Source organism: Bradyrhizobium sp., assembly GCF_035484855.1.
GTDB lineage: Bacteria > Pseudomonadota > Alphaproteobacteria > Rhizobiales > Xanthobacteraceae > Bradyrhizobium.
Genome location: NZ_DATHOP010000093.1, coordinates 1 through 13,165, shown reverse-complemented (window position 1 = coordinate 13,165; position 13,165 = coordinate 1). Strand labels below are relative to the sequence as shown.

Sequence of the window (13,165 nt, the reverse complement as noted above, 5' to 3'; positions counted from 1 at the left end):
GGTTCATCTCGATCTGGCGGTAGAACGCCTCCTTGCCAAGGGCGATGGCGAGCGCCGATTTCTCGGCAATCTTATGGGCGAGGGTGTCGGTCGCGGCGCGCAGCCCCGCTGCCGGCACGACCTGGTTGACCAGCCCCAGCGCCTGCGCGGTCGCGGCGTCGATGAAATCGCCGGTCAGCAGCATTTCCATCGCCGCCTTGCGCCCGACCGCGCGGCTGAGCGCCACCATCGGGGTCGAGCAGAACAGACCGACATTGATCCCCGAGGTGGCGAAGCGCGCATCGTCGGCGGCGACCGCGAGGTCGCAGCTGGCGACCAGCTGGCAGCCGGCGGCGGTGGCCATGCCCTGGACCGCGGCGATGACCGGCTTCGGCAGATGCACGATTGCCTGCATCATCGCGCTGCAGGCCGTCATGATCTCGGCAAAATAGCCGCGGCCGCGATCGGCATCGCTGCGGCGCGCGGTCAATTCCTTCATGTCGTGACCGGCGGAAAACACCGGGCCGTTGGCCGCGATCACCACCGCGCGCACGTTTGCATCGTCGTGAATCTGCCGCAGCGCCGCGTCGAGTTCGGCGATCAGCGCCTCGGACAGGCTGTTGCGCGCCGCCGGCCGGTTGAGCGTCAGCACGGCGATAGGGCCTGCCATCTCGCGCAGCAGGATCGGGGTCTGCGGCGGCGCGGCGCGGGCGGTTTGGCTGGTCATCGAAATATCCACTTAATAATCGCTTGGGTGGCTGCATCACCTTAATGTAACAAGCCGCGTGAGGCGAGGGCAGGCGGAGCGATATGACAAGCGCAAAAATGACCGTGGCGGAACTGGAGAAGTATCTGCACGACGTATTCCCGCAGGTCTTCCGTGGCGGCGACATATCGATCGAACGCGCTGATGGTACCTCCTGTCTGCTGCGCCAACGATACAGCGAGCAGATGCTGCGCCCGGGCGGCACGGTTTCGGGACCGACGCTGATGGCGCTGGCCGATTTCGCGATGTATGTGGTGCTGCTGTCGGCGATCGGCCCGGTCGGGCTCGCCGTGACGACCAATCTGAACATCAATTTTCTGCGCAAGGGCGCGCCGGGGCAGGATCTGCTGGCGCAGGCGCGGCTCCTGAAGCTGGGCAAGCGGCTGGCCGTCGGCGAGGTCAATCTGCTGTCGGGGACCTCGCCGGAACCGATCGCCCATGTAACCTCGACCTATTCCATTCCAAATGCTTGATGTTTTGCCCGGTAACATCGCACCATATTTATAAGCCATTGTTTTTACATGATTATTTATCTCGGTCGGGCATTGACGCGCGCCGCGCGGTTATCTAGAAACCGCCGCAGTTCGGCGCGGCACGCGCCGATTTCCCCTTTTTGCGGATTTCCTCACATGAAAACCTTTTCGGCGAAGCCAGCCGAGGTGACGAAGAAGTGGATCCTGATCGACGCCAAGGGTCTGGTGGTCGGCCGGCTCGCTTCCCTGGTCGCCATGCGTCTGCGCGGCAAGCACCTGCCCACCTATACGCCCCATGTCGATTGCGGCGACCATGTCATCATCATCAACGCCGCGCATGCGGTGCTGACCGGGCGCAAGCGCGAGAACAAGGTCTATTACAATCACACCGGCTTCATCGGCGGCATCAAGGAACGCACTGCAAAGTCGATCCTTGAGGGCCGCTTTCCCGAACGCGTGGTGGAGAAGGCGATCGAGCGCATGATCCCGCGCGGACCGCTCGGCCGCGTGCAACTCGGTAACCTGCGCGTTTATCCCGGCCCAGAGCATCCGCACGAGGCCCAGCAACCCGAAACGCTCGATATCGCATCGATGAACCGCAAGAACATGAGGGCCGCATAACATGTCCGACACCATGCAGTCGCTCGACCAGTTGTCGGCATTGAAGCCGGCCACGCCGGAAGCGCCGAAATACGTCAAGAAGGTCGACAAATACGGCCGCGCCTACGCCACCGGCAAGCGCAAGGACGCGGTCGCCCGGGTCTGGATCAAGCCCGGCGCCGGCAAGGTCATCGTCAACACCCGCGAGGTCGAGGTCTATTTCGCCCGCCCCGTGCTGCGGATGATGATCCAGCAGCCGCTGGTCGCCGCCGCCCGCGCCGGCCAGTATGACGTGATCTGCACGGTCGCCGGCGGCGGCCTGTCTGGCCAGGCCGGCGCGGTGCGCCACGGCATCTCCAAGGCGCTGACCTATTTCGAGCCGGACCTGCGCAACGTGCTGAAAAAGGGCGGCTTCCTCACCCGCGACTCGCGTGTGGTCGAGCGCAAGAAGTACGGCCGGGCGAAAGCGCGCAAGTCGTTCCAGTTCTCCAAGCGTTAAAAAACCGCGGCGAATGCCGCGTATCCGCAATCCAGAAGGGCGCCCTCGGGCGCCCTTTTTCGTTGTGCGCATCGCGATGCATTTGCCGATGAGTTGACGCAGTTTTTTGCGAAAACTTGCGCGCACGCGACAACGAAATGCAAACACGGCGGTCCTAGATTCCGCGGTGGAGGAGGCAGGTTTTTAACCTTCATCCGAACCGGCACCGCTGCATCACAGTCCTTAGGGGTTGCCAATGTCGCTCGATACCTCAACGCTCTATCTCGTTGCTACTATGGTCGCGGCCATGCTGGGAGCCATGCTGCTGTTCTTCGGCAACCAGGAAAACATCCCGGCGCTGATATGGTGGGGAACCGCCTATCTGCTCGGCGCGGCGTCCGTCGCACTTTGGACGCTTGCCAGCGGCACGCTCGGCGAGATGCTGTCGCTGGCGCTGAACGCCGTCGGCTTCGTCGCCTGCGGCATGGTCTGGAACGCCTCGCGCGTCTTTCACGGCCGCAAGCCCAATCTGCCGGGGCTGGTGCTGGGCGCCATGGCCTGGATCGCCGCGGTGATGACGCTGGCGCCGGAGGCCGCCGAGCTGCGCCTGACCATCGGCGCCGGCATTGTCGCCATCTATGCGGCGCTGACCGCCACCGAATTGTGGTCCGACCGCCGCCGCACCATGCGCAAGCGCTGGCCGGCCATCGTGGTGCCGGTCATGCACGGCTTCGTGCTGATGCTGCCGATCCTGCTCGGCGACCTCCTGCATCCGCAGGACGGCAAGTTTTCCGGCAGCATCTGGGTGACCGTGTTCGCGATCGAACTCGTGCTCTACGCGGTCGGCACCGTGTTCCTGATCTTCATGCTGGTGTCGGAGCGCACGGTGAGCGCGCACAAGACGGCGGCCGCGATCGATCCCCTGACCGGCATGTTCAATCGCCGCGGTTTTGCGGAGGCCTGTTCGCGGGTGATCGAGCGCGAGGCCCATGCCGGCCGCCCGGTGACGGTGCTGATTTTCGACATCGACCATTTCAAGAAGATCAACGACCGCTTCGGTCATCCGGCAGGCGACGAGATCCTGAAACTGTTCGCGGTCATCGTCGTCAATGCGCTCAGGCTGTCGGACCTGTCGGGACGGATCGGCGGCGAGGAGTTCGCGGCATTGCTGCCGTGCTCGCTGGAGGAAGGCGTGATCGCGGCCGAGCGCGTGCGCGAGGCGTTCGCAGATTCCGGAATTGTGGACGATGCCGGGCCGGTTGATACCACCGTCAGCATCGGCGTCGCCGGCGGCCCCGCCGGCACCGAGCTCGAAGTGCTGCTGGCGGCGGCCGACACCGCGCTCTATCAGGCCAAGCGAAGCGGCCGCAACCGCGTCGAGGCCGCCGAGGAGCTGCCGCTGTCGCTGGAAAACTGGCGGCGCAAGACCGCAGGCCTTGCCCTTCCGGCGTCCTCGCGGCCGGTGGCGGGCCTGGTGTGAAGCGGCCGGTAACCTGCCGTTTACCATTCGCTCCATATCATTTCGGTCATGGACACGATCCGGAATCGGAACGCCCGCACCGCGCTGATGTCGCTCGAAGACGCCGCGGCGTCGGCCCGCGGCGGCTTTGCCTGCATGTTCCAGACTTCCGACGAATATGAGACGGCGCTGATATCCGAACGCCGCGCCCAGGGCCGCTATGATCGGCTCCGGATCCGCTGGGCGGTCGTGATGTTCGTCGGCTGCGCGATGCTGGTCGCCGCCACGGTGCTGCTGTTGAATTAGCGGGTGCCAAGGGCTGGCTTATTACGGACGCCGGAAACTGGTGGTACAACGGCACGCTCACCGGCACTTCAGCGATCCTGGTGCGAACGAAGTCCTGCTTGTCCTGGGCGGCGCTCGCGAACTCGCGCAAGAATGCGCCGCATGAGTTCCAGGTCGTGCAGGCGCTCGACAAAATGATGTGGGACGTGGTCGGCGCGGTGAAAGAATGGAAGGCTTGAGGTCGCGCGCAAATTTGGCGGATGCTGACACTTCAACAACGCAATGAGGTGCGCTACAGACGTGCCATCGAAAACCAGAGGCCGTCCCCGATGATCACCGAAATCGCCCAAATCGACGTCAAGCCCGGCTCCGAAAAGGATTTTGAAGCCGCGGTCGCGAAAGCGCGCCCGCTGTTCCTGCGCGCCAAGGGTGGCAAGGGATTTGAACTGCACAAGTCGATCGAGAAACCGCAGCGCTACCGTTTGATGGCCAAATGGGAGACGCTGGAAAACCACACCGTCGATTTCCGCGGCTCCGAGGATTTCACGGCGTGGCGCGGACTGGTTGGGCAGTAATTTGCTTCGCCGCCCGAGGTCGAACACACCGAGACGGTGGTGACGACCTGATGGCTCCGTACAGGAATCTGGCCAAGACGGCCATGGCCGTCTTGGCCTATCTGACCGAATAAATATCGACACCTGTTCCGGTAGAGACAGCAAGCTCTGATTTTGTCGGAGAAAACGCGAGCGTGAACGCTCCTTTTGAGACGGACATGTCTTGGTGAGCGCTGCCGCTCGCAAACGGGCGATACAGATGGACTGTCTCGTCCGTTGTCACGACGGCAAGAATTTGTCCCTCCCGATCCCACGCGAGATTGCGCACGTCTCCAATCGTGTTGTCGTTGACAACTGCACTCCCAGACGCGACCTCGCGGATTTGCAGATGGACAAGATGTGCTGCGGACGTCGAAGACAACATGGTCCCAATGCCCGTGGCGACAAACTGCCCGTTTGGCGAATAGGCCAGGCTGCGAACCGTCCGACCCTCAATGTATTGGAGAATGCTTGAGGACGATCCCATCATCGCAAGTCCGTCTATCAGGCCAACCGCGAGATCGTTGTTTGGGGCGAACGCAAGCGCGGTGACGATGTCCGGGAAGTCCGGTCGCGTCTCTCCGGTGATGGCCGACGGTTTGAGGCCTCGTGTTTCGCTCTCGAAAATTGGCCTGGTTTTAAGCAGGCTCCAATCGTCAGTTCTGTAGATGGATATCGGTCCTACGTCGTGAATCGGCCTAAAGGCCACCAAGGTGCCATCTGGTGAAACGACGAATATTCCTGCAAGGACTTCCTGAAATATCTTGTCCGACGATGGCGCCGGTACGACTCGTTGAAGCGCGCCAGTTTGGACGTCCCAGAGACCCAGAGACGACGTTGGATAATGCGTCGGAGTAGGCGCGGGCGCGAGTATGCTGCGGCCATCTGGCATGAACGCAAGGGACGATCCTACATAGGGACCGGTCGTAAGTTCGCGCTTGATCGTAATGAGGAGGTCGCCGCCAGTATTCCAAACCGAGATAGCTCGTCCGAAATCGTGGATGGCCGCGATTTTTTCTCCATCGGGAGACCATGCAATCCCTGTTGGCGATACTTTGGTTGTCAGGGAATGAAGTCTTGCGACGCGCAAGCCCAGCACCGTGAACTTGTCTTCTAATAGATATGCGCCGCCGGCGGCCAACAAGAGCGCCGCGAAGCTTGACAATAGCAAGCGCCGCTTCATGTGCTTTGCATCAGCCAAGGCTGGCCGCGGCCTCATCCGCCTTGAAGTAATCGATCATGACTTTGACAACCGCCATCAGCGGCAGCGCCAGCGCGATGCCCCAGACGCCGAACACGATGCCGAGCAGGATCTGGAACGCAAACAGCGTGGCCGGGGGAATGTCGAGCGCGCGGCGCTGCAGGATCGGCGTCAGGACATAGCTTTCGAGCGCGTGAACGCCGAGGAACAGCACCAGCGCGCTGACTGCGGCGACCCATCCCGAGGCGAGGCTCGCGAGCACCACGATCAGGCCCGCGATCAGCGCGCCGACGGTCGGAATGAAGGCGAGCAGCCCGGCCTGGATGCCGAGGATAAATGCGCTGTTGATGCCGATGATGGCAAGCCCGATCCATGTCACCAGGAAGACCACGAACATGGTGAGGATCTGCGCGATCAGCCAGCGCTCCAGGGTTTCGCCGATGCGGTCGACGATCACGGTGGCACGGTCGCGGTGCTTTGCGGGGGCCATGTACAACAGACCCTTGCGGTAGACACCAGGCTGCGCCGCAAACGCGAGCCCCAGAAACAGCACGATGAAGAAGTTGCCGACCGCGCTCACGGTACCGAGCAGCAATCTGAGGGTCTGGCTGACGATCGCGCCGCCGCTGGAAGCAAGCGCGCCGGCGCCCGGAAGCTCATGCGTTGTCGCCGCGCCCGGCGTTGCCGGCGCTGGCGACTTCCCGGACGCGGCGGACGTGCCGACGTCGAAATAGCTGGTGTCGATGCCGTGCCGCTCCAGGAAGGCTTTGACGCCGACCAGTTGCGACTTGATGGTGTCGCTGAGCGCGGTCGCCTGTTCCGCAATGGTGGCGCCGCCGAGGAAGACTGCGCCCGACAGCAGGCCCGCGAGCACCAGACACACGATCGTCAGCCGCAACGCATGCGGCAGCTTCACCACGCGGCCCAGCAGTGTGGTCATGGCGTTGAGCGCGACGCCGAGCAGGACGCCCGCGAATATCAAAAACAGCGCCGCGGCATAGTACCAGGTGAACGCCAGCAAAGCGGCAAAGCCGACGATGCCGACGCCGCCGACCGATATCGCCCATGCCAGATCGTTACGGGTCCGAACACGATCCTCTGAACCTTCCACACGGTCTCCCTCGCACGCCAATGGCCGAACCTACTCTTTCGTCAAATGCGCCCGCGATCAAGCGGAGAAGGCGCCGGTTTGACGCCGGCGCCCTCGTTGTGCAAAGCGATGATGCGGTCTTACGATGGTCAAGGAGCGGGTGGAATGAACTTCAGATGGCTCGGGCCTGTGGCGTTGCTGGCCGCGCTTTTCATCGGCGACCAGATTCGCATCAACCGGCCCGGTCACAAATACCGCCTGACGGTCGAGGTGGAGACGCCTGCAGGCACCAAATCGGCCTCCGGCGTGATGTCGGTGCATCCCGACCGCGGCTACAGCCGTCGCGGCCACACCGCGATGAAAGGCGATGCGGTGTTCGTCGACCTCGGCGGCGGCAGGAATCTGGTCGCCTTGCTGGCGCATCTCGACAAGACAATCGATCTCGACGGCATGAATTACGTCGCCCTGCGCGCCTACAAGGCAAACGGCCGCAACGTGTCGTTCAACGAGATGAGCGGGATGAGCGGCACGGTGCCGGTGACGGGCGCACTGATTCCGGTGCTCGTGACCTTCGCCGACCCGACCGATCCCGCGAGCGCGCGCCTGGTTAAATCAGACGATCTGGAAGCCGCCTTCGGCAAGGGCTTTCGCCTCTATGCCGTTACGGCCGAGGCGGTGCCGAACGGCCTGTGGCCGCTCGATTTCGGCGGCGTGCTGGGAGAGCCCGTCACGCGCGGGATCGAGGCGAGATTGCCATGGCTGAAGGGCGGGGATAATTCAGCGGCGACGGCGCTGCGGGCGGCGGGTTTGCCCGATATCGAGGGAATCGATCCAAAAGAGGCCTTTACGCGGAAATAGCATCGCCGCCTTGCGGTCCGACCGGTTGATCCGGCCCCGGCCGGCAGGCATGATCGCCGCGAATCCTTGGCGGTGCGCGAGGGCGAGAACCGGATTGATGGCGATGAGGAGACCGGTGGTCGGTGTGATCGGGAATGCCCATCGCATCGAAAATCGATTTGCGACCCAGCTGGTCGGCGAGCGCAATCTTCGGGCGGTGGCCGACGTCGCCGGCGCGCTGCCGCTGATGTTTGCGGCTACGCCCGAGATCACGGACATCGGAGCGCTGCTCGATGTCGTCGACGGCGTGGTGCTGACCGGAGCGCGCGCCAACGTCCACCCCACGCGCTTTGGCACCGAACCCGATTCCCGCCACGAGCCTTACGACATCCCTCGGGACGATCTGGCGCTGGCGCTGTCGGAAGCCTGCGTCGCCCGCGGCATCCCGCTGTTCGGCATCTGCCGCGGCCTGCAGGAGATGAACGTCGCTTTCGGCGGCTCGCTGCATCCGGAAATCCGCGATATCCCAGGACGCATGAACCACCGCATGCCGCGGCTCGAAAACGGCGAAATCCATCCCGATCCGAAGGTCATCTTCGCCGACCGTCACGAGGTCACGCTGGTGCCCGGCGGCGCGTTCGCGCAAATCCTCAAATGCGAAACCATCCGCGTCAACTCGCTGCACGGCCAGGGCATCCTGGAGCCGGGCAAGCGCGTCGTCATCGAGGGCGTGGCGGAAGACGGCACCATCGAGGCGATCCGGATCGCGGACGCGCCGAGCTTTGCGCTCGGCGTGCAGTGGCACGCCGAATACGATCCGCAGCGCAACCCGATCAACCGCGCGCTGTTCACCGCCTTCGGGGAGGCGTTGGCGGCCCGTCGCGAACTTACCGGTGTAGGACGTTAGGCTGCCGCGGCGTGAGCGGCCGGCTCGTCGAGCGGCGCCGTCCAGGCGTCGTAACCATAGAGCCAACTCGTGTCGCCGCTTCCCTCGCGCATCCACGTGTTGGCGCTCGAAATGGCCTGGATGACGGTCGTGCGCGGCTTGCGGTGGGCCTCGTAACGGGCGAACGCGCCTTCGACGTCGGCGCCATCAACGGCCTGGAGACAGCGGGCGAGCACCGCCGCGTCCTCGATCGAGGTTGCGGCGCCTTGCGCCATGTAGGGCGTCATCGGATGGCAGGCATCGCCGAGCAAGGCCACCCGCCCATTGCTCCAACGTGGCAGCGGCTCGCGCTCGAGGATCGCCCATTTGTGGCAATCCGGACAGGCGGCGAGAACTGCGCGCACCTCCTCGTGGAAGTCCTCATATGCGGCGCGCAATTGAGACATGTCGCCTGTCGCGGACCATGATTCGCGTGTCAGCCCTTCAAATGGCTCGGGGACACTTGTGACGAAGTAGACTTCGTTGCGCGCTCTCGTCGTGTAGTAGATGACGATGTGCCGGTCGGTACCCCACCACTTGGTGCGTGAGTGGCCGATGTCTTTTCCATTCATCAGTGCCGATGGAAACACCGCCCGGTACGCAATGCGGCCTTTGTGCACGGGCTCGTCGCGGCCGATGATCAAGTCCCGCACCGTTGAATGTACGCCATCCGCACCGATGACGGCGTCTGCCGTCGTGCGCGAGCCGTCGGCAAAGGTGAGAGTCACGTGGCCTTTCGCCTGGTCGAGTCCGACGAGCTTCTTGGCGGTGTGGACGCTGTTGGCGGGGACGGTCGCAAGCAGCGCGTCGTGCAGATCGCCGCGGTGCATGCACAGATAAGGCGCGTTGTAGAGGCTCTCCGGCATCGGCAATTCTCGCGTGACTTCGCCGGTGTCGCCGACCCGGTTGAGATGCGAATAGGGTGCGAACGAAAACTCGCGCAGCCGCTGCTCGATGCCGATGCCGCGCAACACCTTCATCGAGTTTGGCATCATCTGGATGCCGGCGCCGATTCGCGCGAAGCGCGCAGCCTGCTCGTAGACCTGCACGTCGATGCCGACTTGCCGCAACGTGGCAGCGGCCGCGAGGCCTCCCATGCCGGCGCCGACGATTGCAATGGACAATTGATGATCGGGCATTTGTTCCTTCCCAAGGCTACTTCTTTTCGATGCCGGCGTTGATGATGACCTTATCCCATTTCCTGACGTCGGCCTTGAACAAGGCCATCAGCTCCTCGGGACTGCTCGGCCGCGCCTCGATGCCGAGCTCGAGGAGGCGCTGCTTGACGTCGGGCAGCGCCAGCACCTCCCTCAGGGTCGCATTGATCAAGGCGATGATCGATGACGGCGTGCCGCGCGGCGCGAACATGCCGTTCCAGGACGTCACCTCATAGCCCTTGACGCCGCCTTCTGCGGCGGTAACCAGGTTCGGCATCGAGGGCGAGCGCTTCGGGCCGGAGGTCGCCAGCAATCTCAGCTTGCCGTCGTCGACCTGACCTTTCACAGCGGCCGGAAAGTCCACCATCATCTGCACGTCATCGCGCAGCAGCCCGACCACAATCTCGGGCGAATTGCGGAACGGAACGACCTGCACGTCGATGCCGGCTGCCGATTTGAGCAGCTCGGCGCCGAGATTTTGCGTGCCGCCGATATTGACGGTGCCAACGTTGAGCTTGCCCGGTGAAACCTTGGCGGCCGTGACAAAATCGACGAGCGTCTTGTACGGTGAAGCGGCGTTGACGGCGAAAACGAGGTCGAACGAGGCGAGCGTCGAGATCATCTCGAAGTCCACGGTCGGATCGAATGGCAGGCGATTGAATAGTGCGGCCGAGATAGCGGTTCCGTTGGTCACCAGGCCGAGCGTGTAACCGTTCGGCGGCGCGGCGAGCACAGTCTGGGCCGCGCTAATGCCGCCGGCGCCCGGCATGTTTTCGATCACGAAGCGCTGGCCGAGACGCTCGCCGAGCTTATCGGCAATGATGCGTGAGCTAACATCCGCGACGCCACCGGCACCGAAGGGCAGCACGATCTTAACCGGGTGGTCGGGATAGGTCTGTGCGTTTGCCGGCATCGCCGCCATTGCGGCAACCAGCGCGGCCACAATCCGAAGCACATTCGGTCCCTTCATGGTCGTCTCCAGACCCTTTTGATCAGCCGCGGGCACTGCACCATCCGCGACGCGGCGAGCGTGTCAAGTCCGGTTCTGTGAGGGCTCGGGGTGAAATTCCCCGGGCGGCTGCATGTCTGTTCATGGCCACGAAACGGACCCAAATCGATGTCCGCTTTTCCGGCTGCACGGCAGGGGCATCCTGGAGCCCGGCAAGCGGTCGTCATCGAAGGCGTGGCGGAAGACGGCCACCATCGAGGCGATCCGGATCGCGGACACCCAGGCTTCGCGCTCGGCGTGCAGTGGCACGCCGAATACGATCCGCAGCGCAATCCGATCAACGGGCGCCGTTCACTGTCTTCGGCGAGGCTGGTGGCCCGCCGACGAGCTGCCTAAAGCGAATTCCACTTGAGCGGAAGCATGGTGGCGCGTGCTTTGGCCTCGTGGTTCGAGACGCGCGGCGTGGCCGCGCTCCTCTAACTGCCTGAAAAAAGAATCGCATTCTTTGTCATGGCCGGGCATAGCCGTCCGAAGGACGGCGTCGCTTGCGCTCGCCTATGCCCGGCCATCTGCGTCTTTCCTGCTCCTGGGTTGCAAAGACGTGGATGCCCGGGACAAGCCCGGGCATGACGAGGCTCAGGCCGCCTTGCCTAGTTTCTCCACCTTCACGCCGCCGCCTTCCAGCAGCATGACCTTGTTGAGAAGTTTCACCAGCGCGTAGACGGACTCGATCGAGGGTGCGGCGGTATTGGTCAGCTTGGCCATTTCCAGGATCGAACCGATCAGCGCTTCGGTTTCCAGCGAGCGGCCGGCTTCCACGTCCTGCAGCATCGACGTCTTGTGCGCGCCGACGGCTTCGGCGCCGGCGATGCGCTTGTCGATTGAGACACGGAAGGTGACGCCGAGCTTTTGCGCGATGTCCTGGGCTTCCTTCATCATCGCCGCCGCCAGCGCGCGGGTCTCGGCGAACTGGCAGATGTCGACCAGCGTGGCATGGGTCAGCGCCGAAATCGGATTGAAGGAGAGGTTGCCCCACGCCTTCAGCCAGATCTCCGAGCGGATGTCCGGCAACACCATCGATTTCAGTCCGGCCTTGATGAAGACGTCGTGCAATTCCTTGACGCGCTCGGTCTCCTTGCCGTCGAGTTCGCCGATCGGGAAGCGATCGCCCTCGACGTGGTGGATCACGCCGGGCGCGGTGGCGGCCGCGGCGGGATAGACCACGCAGCCGATGATGCGCTTCGGATCGATATTCTTGGTGAGCACGCCGGAGGGATCGAGACTTTCCAGCTTGTGATTGTCGTACTGGCCGCCGAGCCGCTGGAAGTACCACCAGGGTAGGCCGTTCTGCACGGTGAGCACGATGGTGTCGGGACCGAGCAGCGTATCGATGTCGCGCACCACCTGGTCGAGGAAGTGCGCTTTCACCGCCAGCACCACGATATCCTGCTTGCCGGCATCGGCCGGCTTGTTGACGGCCTTCATTTTCGCGGTCTGGACCTTGCCGTCATGCCACTCGAGCTTCAGACCGTTCTTCTGGATCGCGGCGAGATGCGCGCCCTGGTCGATCACGGTAACGTCCTCGCCGGCCAGCGCAAACTTGGCCGCCAGCAGGCCGCCGATGGCGCCAGCGCCGACCACGCAGATCTTTTTCTGTTTCGGCGGTGCGCCCAGCAGATAAGGGCTCGGCAGCACCTGGTCGAAGACATTGCTGAGGCTGCCGACGCCATCGATCACGATGTCGACGACGTTGTGGGCATCTCCCATCGTGCCGGCGCCGAGCGAGGTGCCGCAGGCGATGACGTCGCCCGGCATCAGCGTCACGTCCTTGGAGATCGCCGCTACCAGTTTGTGCGGCGGGAAGAACATGTCGGCGACCGGATAGTTTTGGCGCTCTTTGCCGTTCAGGACGGTCTTGACCGACAGTTTTAAGGGGTCGACGCCGGTTTCGATCACCGGGCCAAACACGCCGAACGTGTCAAAACTCTTGGCGCGTGCCCATTGCTCGAACGACTTGTCCTTGCGCAGGAGATCGACGGCGGTGACGTCGTTCACGCAGGTGTAGCCGAAGATGTAGTCGCCGGCTTCAGCCTCGTTGATATTGAAGCATTTCTTGCCGATGACCACACCGAGCTCGCCCTCGTAAATGATCTTTCCGGCATAGGTGGCCGGACGCTGGATCGGCTGGCTGGCGGGCCAATAGGCATTCGGCGCCTTCAGGAACCAGAGCGGCTCTTTCGGCCGCGTGAAATCGTTCTTGGCGGCGAGCTGGTGGAAGTTATTCCAAAGACAGATCATCTTCGAGGGATCGCACGGCGTCAGAACGCGAACGTCGGAGAGTTTCAGCTTTTGGCCGCTCGGCTTGGCACCGGC

14 protein-coding genes and 2 pseudogenes are annotated in these 13,165 nt (G+C 63.4%); 9 read left to right on the top strand and 7 right to left on the bottom strand.

Features of this window, described 5'->3' with window-relative positions; translation table 11 throughout:
• Window positions 1–706 (bottom strand): enoyl-CoA hydratase (locus VK804_RS10620; RefSeq protein ID WP_325370731.1); only part of this gene is annotated, 706 nt, incomplete at its 3' end.
• A gap of 83 nt (window positions 707–789) precedes the next feature.
• Between VK804_RS10620 and VK804_RS10615 the strand changes: the two genes are divergently transcribed.
• From VK804_RS10615 to VK804_RS10590, 6 genes are all read left to right on the top strand, one after another.
• The gene (locus tag VK804_RS10615) at window positions 790–1,218 is read left to right on the top strand and encodes a PaaI family thioesterase (RefSeq protein ID WP_325370728.1); all 429 of its coding nucleotides are present in this window, start codon (window positions 790–792) and stop codon (window positions 1,216–1,218) included.
• 156 nt (window positions 1,219–1,374) lie between these two features.
• On the top strand, window positions 1,375–1,839 hold the full coding sequence (gene rplM / locus VK804_RS10610) for a 50S ribosomal protein L13 (protein ID WP_325370726.1): 465 nt from the start codon (window positions 1,375–1,377) through the stop codon (window positions 1,837–1,839).
• 1 nt (window position 1,840) lies between these two features.
• Entirely contained in the window at window positions 1,841–2,317 is a 477-nt protein-coding gene (rpsI, locus tag VK804_RS10605) for a 30S ribosomal protein S9 (protein ID WP_325370724.1), read from the top strand.
• A gap of 235 nt (window positions 2,318–2,552) precedes the next feature.
• Window positions 2,553–3,776: a GGDEF domain-containing protein gene (locus tag VK804_RS10600; RefSeq protein WP_325370722.1), complete on the top strand. Its 1,224-nt coding sequence runs from the start codon at window positions 2,553–2,555 to the stop codon at window positions 3,774–3,776.
• Window positions 3,777–3,824: 48 nt separating this feature from the next.
• Complete coding sequence (locus VK804_RS10595) at window positions 3,825–4,061, top strand: hypothetical protein (protein WP_325370720.1); 237 nt, start codon at window positions 3,825–3,827, stop codon at window positions 4,059–4,061.
• Window positions 4,062–4,369: 308 nt separating this feature from the next.
• Window positions 4,370–4,615 (top strand): antibiotic biosynthesis monooxygenase family protein, encoded by a 246-nt coding sequence (locus VK804_RS10590; protein WP_325370717.1) that lies wholly within the window; start codon window positions 4,370–4,372, stop codon window positions 4,613–4,615.
• Window positions 4,616–4,712: 97 nt separating this feature from the next.
• On the opposite strand, the gene VK804_RS10585 is transcribed toward VK804_RS10590, so the two are convergent.
• On the bottom strand, window positions 4,713–5,816 hold the full coding sequence (locus VK804_RS10585; protein ID WP_325370715.1) for a WD40 repeat domain-containing protein: 1,104 nt from the start codon (window positions 5,814–5,816) through the stop codon (window positions 4,713–4,715).
• 10 nt (window positions 5,817–5,826) lie between these two features.
• Complete coding sequence (locus VK804_RS10580; RefSeq protein ID WP_325370713.1) at window positions 5,827–6,945, bottom strand: AI-2E family transporter; 1,119 nt, start codon at window positions 6,943–6,945, stop codon at window positions 5,827–5,829.
• A 144-nt stretch (window positions 6,946–7,089) separates the two neighbouring features.
• On the opposite strand from VK804_RS10580, the gene VK804_RS10575 reads away from it, so the two are divergent.
• Both VK804_RS10575 and VK804_RS10570 read left to right on the top strand, forming a co-directional pair.
• On the top strand, window positions 7,090–7,782 hold the full coding sequence (locus VK804_RS10575; protein ID WP_325370710.1) for a hypothetical protein: 693 nt from the start codon (window positions 7,090–7,092) through the stop codon (window positions 7,780–7,782).
• Window positions 7,783–7,885: 103 nt separating this feature from the next.
• Entirely contained in the window at window positions 7,886–8,668 is a 783-nt protein-coding gene (locus tag VK804_RS10570; RefSeq protein WP_325370706.1) for a gamma-glutamyl-gamma-aminobutyrate hydrolase family protein, read from the top strand.
• On the opposite strand, the gene VK804_RS10565 is transcribed toward VK804_RS10570, so the two are convergent.
• The gene (locus tag VK804_RS10565; RefSeq protein ID WP_325370702.1) at window positions 8,665–9,825 is read right to left on the bottom strand and encodes an FAD-dependent monooxygenase; all 1,161 of its coding nucleotides are present in this window, start codon (window positions 9,823–9,825) and stop codon (window positions 8,665–8,667) included. The two genes, VK804_RS10570 and VK804_RS10565, sit on opposite strands and share 4 nt — an antisense overlap.
• A gap of 16 nt (window positions 9,826–9,841) precedes the next feature.
• Window positions 9,842–10,813 carry a tripartite tricarboxylate transporter substrate binding protein gene (locus VK804_RS10560; RefSeq protein ID WP_325370699.1) on the bottom strand — a complete coding sequence of 324 codons (972 nt, stop codon included), beginning with the start codon at window positions 10,811–10,813 and terminating at the stop codon, window positions 9,842–9,844.
• 163 nt (window positions 10,814–10,976) lie between these two features.
• Here VK804_RS10560 and VK804_RS10555 point away from each other — a divergent pair.
• Window positions 10,977–11,188: pseudogene (locus VK804_RS10555) on the top strand (gamma-glutamyl-gamma-aminobutyrate hydrolase family protein); the annotation flags it as partial.
• A gap of 240 nt (window positions 11,189–11,428) precedes the next feature.
• On the opposite strand, the gene VK804_RS10550 reads toward VK804_RS10555, so the two are convergent.
• Together VK804_RS10550 and VK804_RS10545 are read right to left on the bottom strand one after the other, a co-directional pair.
• On the bottom strand, window positions 11,429–12,466 hold the full coding sequence (locus VK804_RS10550) for a 2-dehydropantoate 2-reductase (RefSeq protein WP_325370733.1): 1,038 nt from the start codon (window positions 12,464–12,466) through the stop codon (window positions 11,429–11,431).
• 42 nt (window positions 12,467–12,508) lie between these two features.
• Window positions 12,509–13,090: pseudogene (locus tag VK804_RS10545) on the bottom strand (fumarylacetoacetate hydrolase family protein); the annotation flags it as partial.
• Window positions 13,091–13,165: the final 75 nt, after the last annotated feature.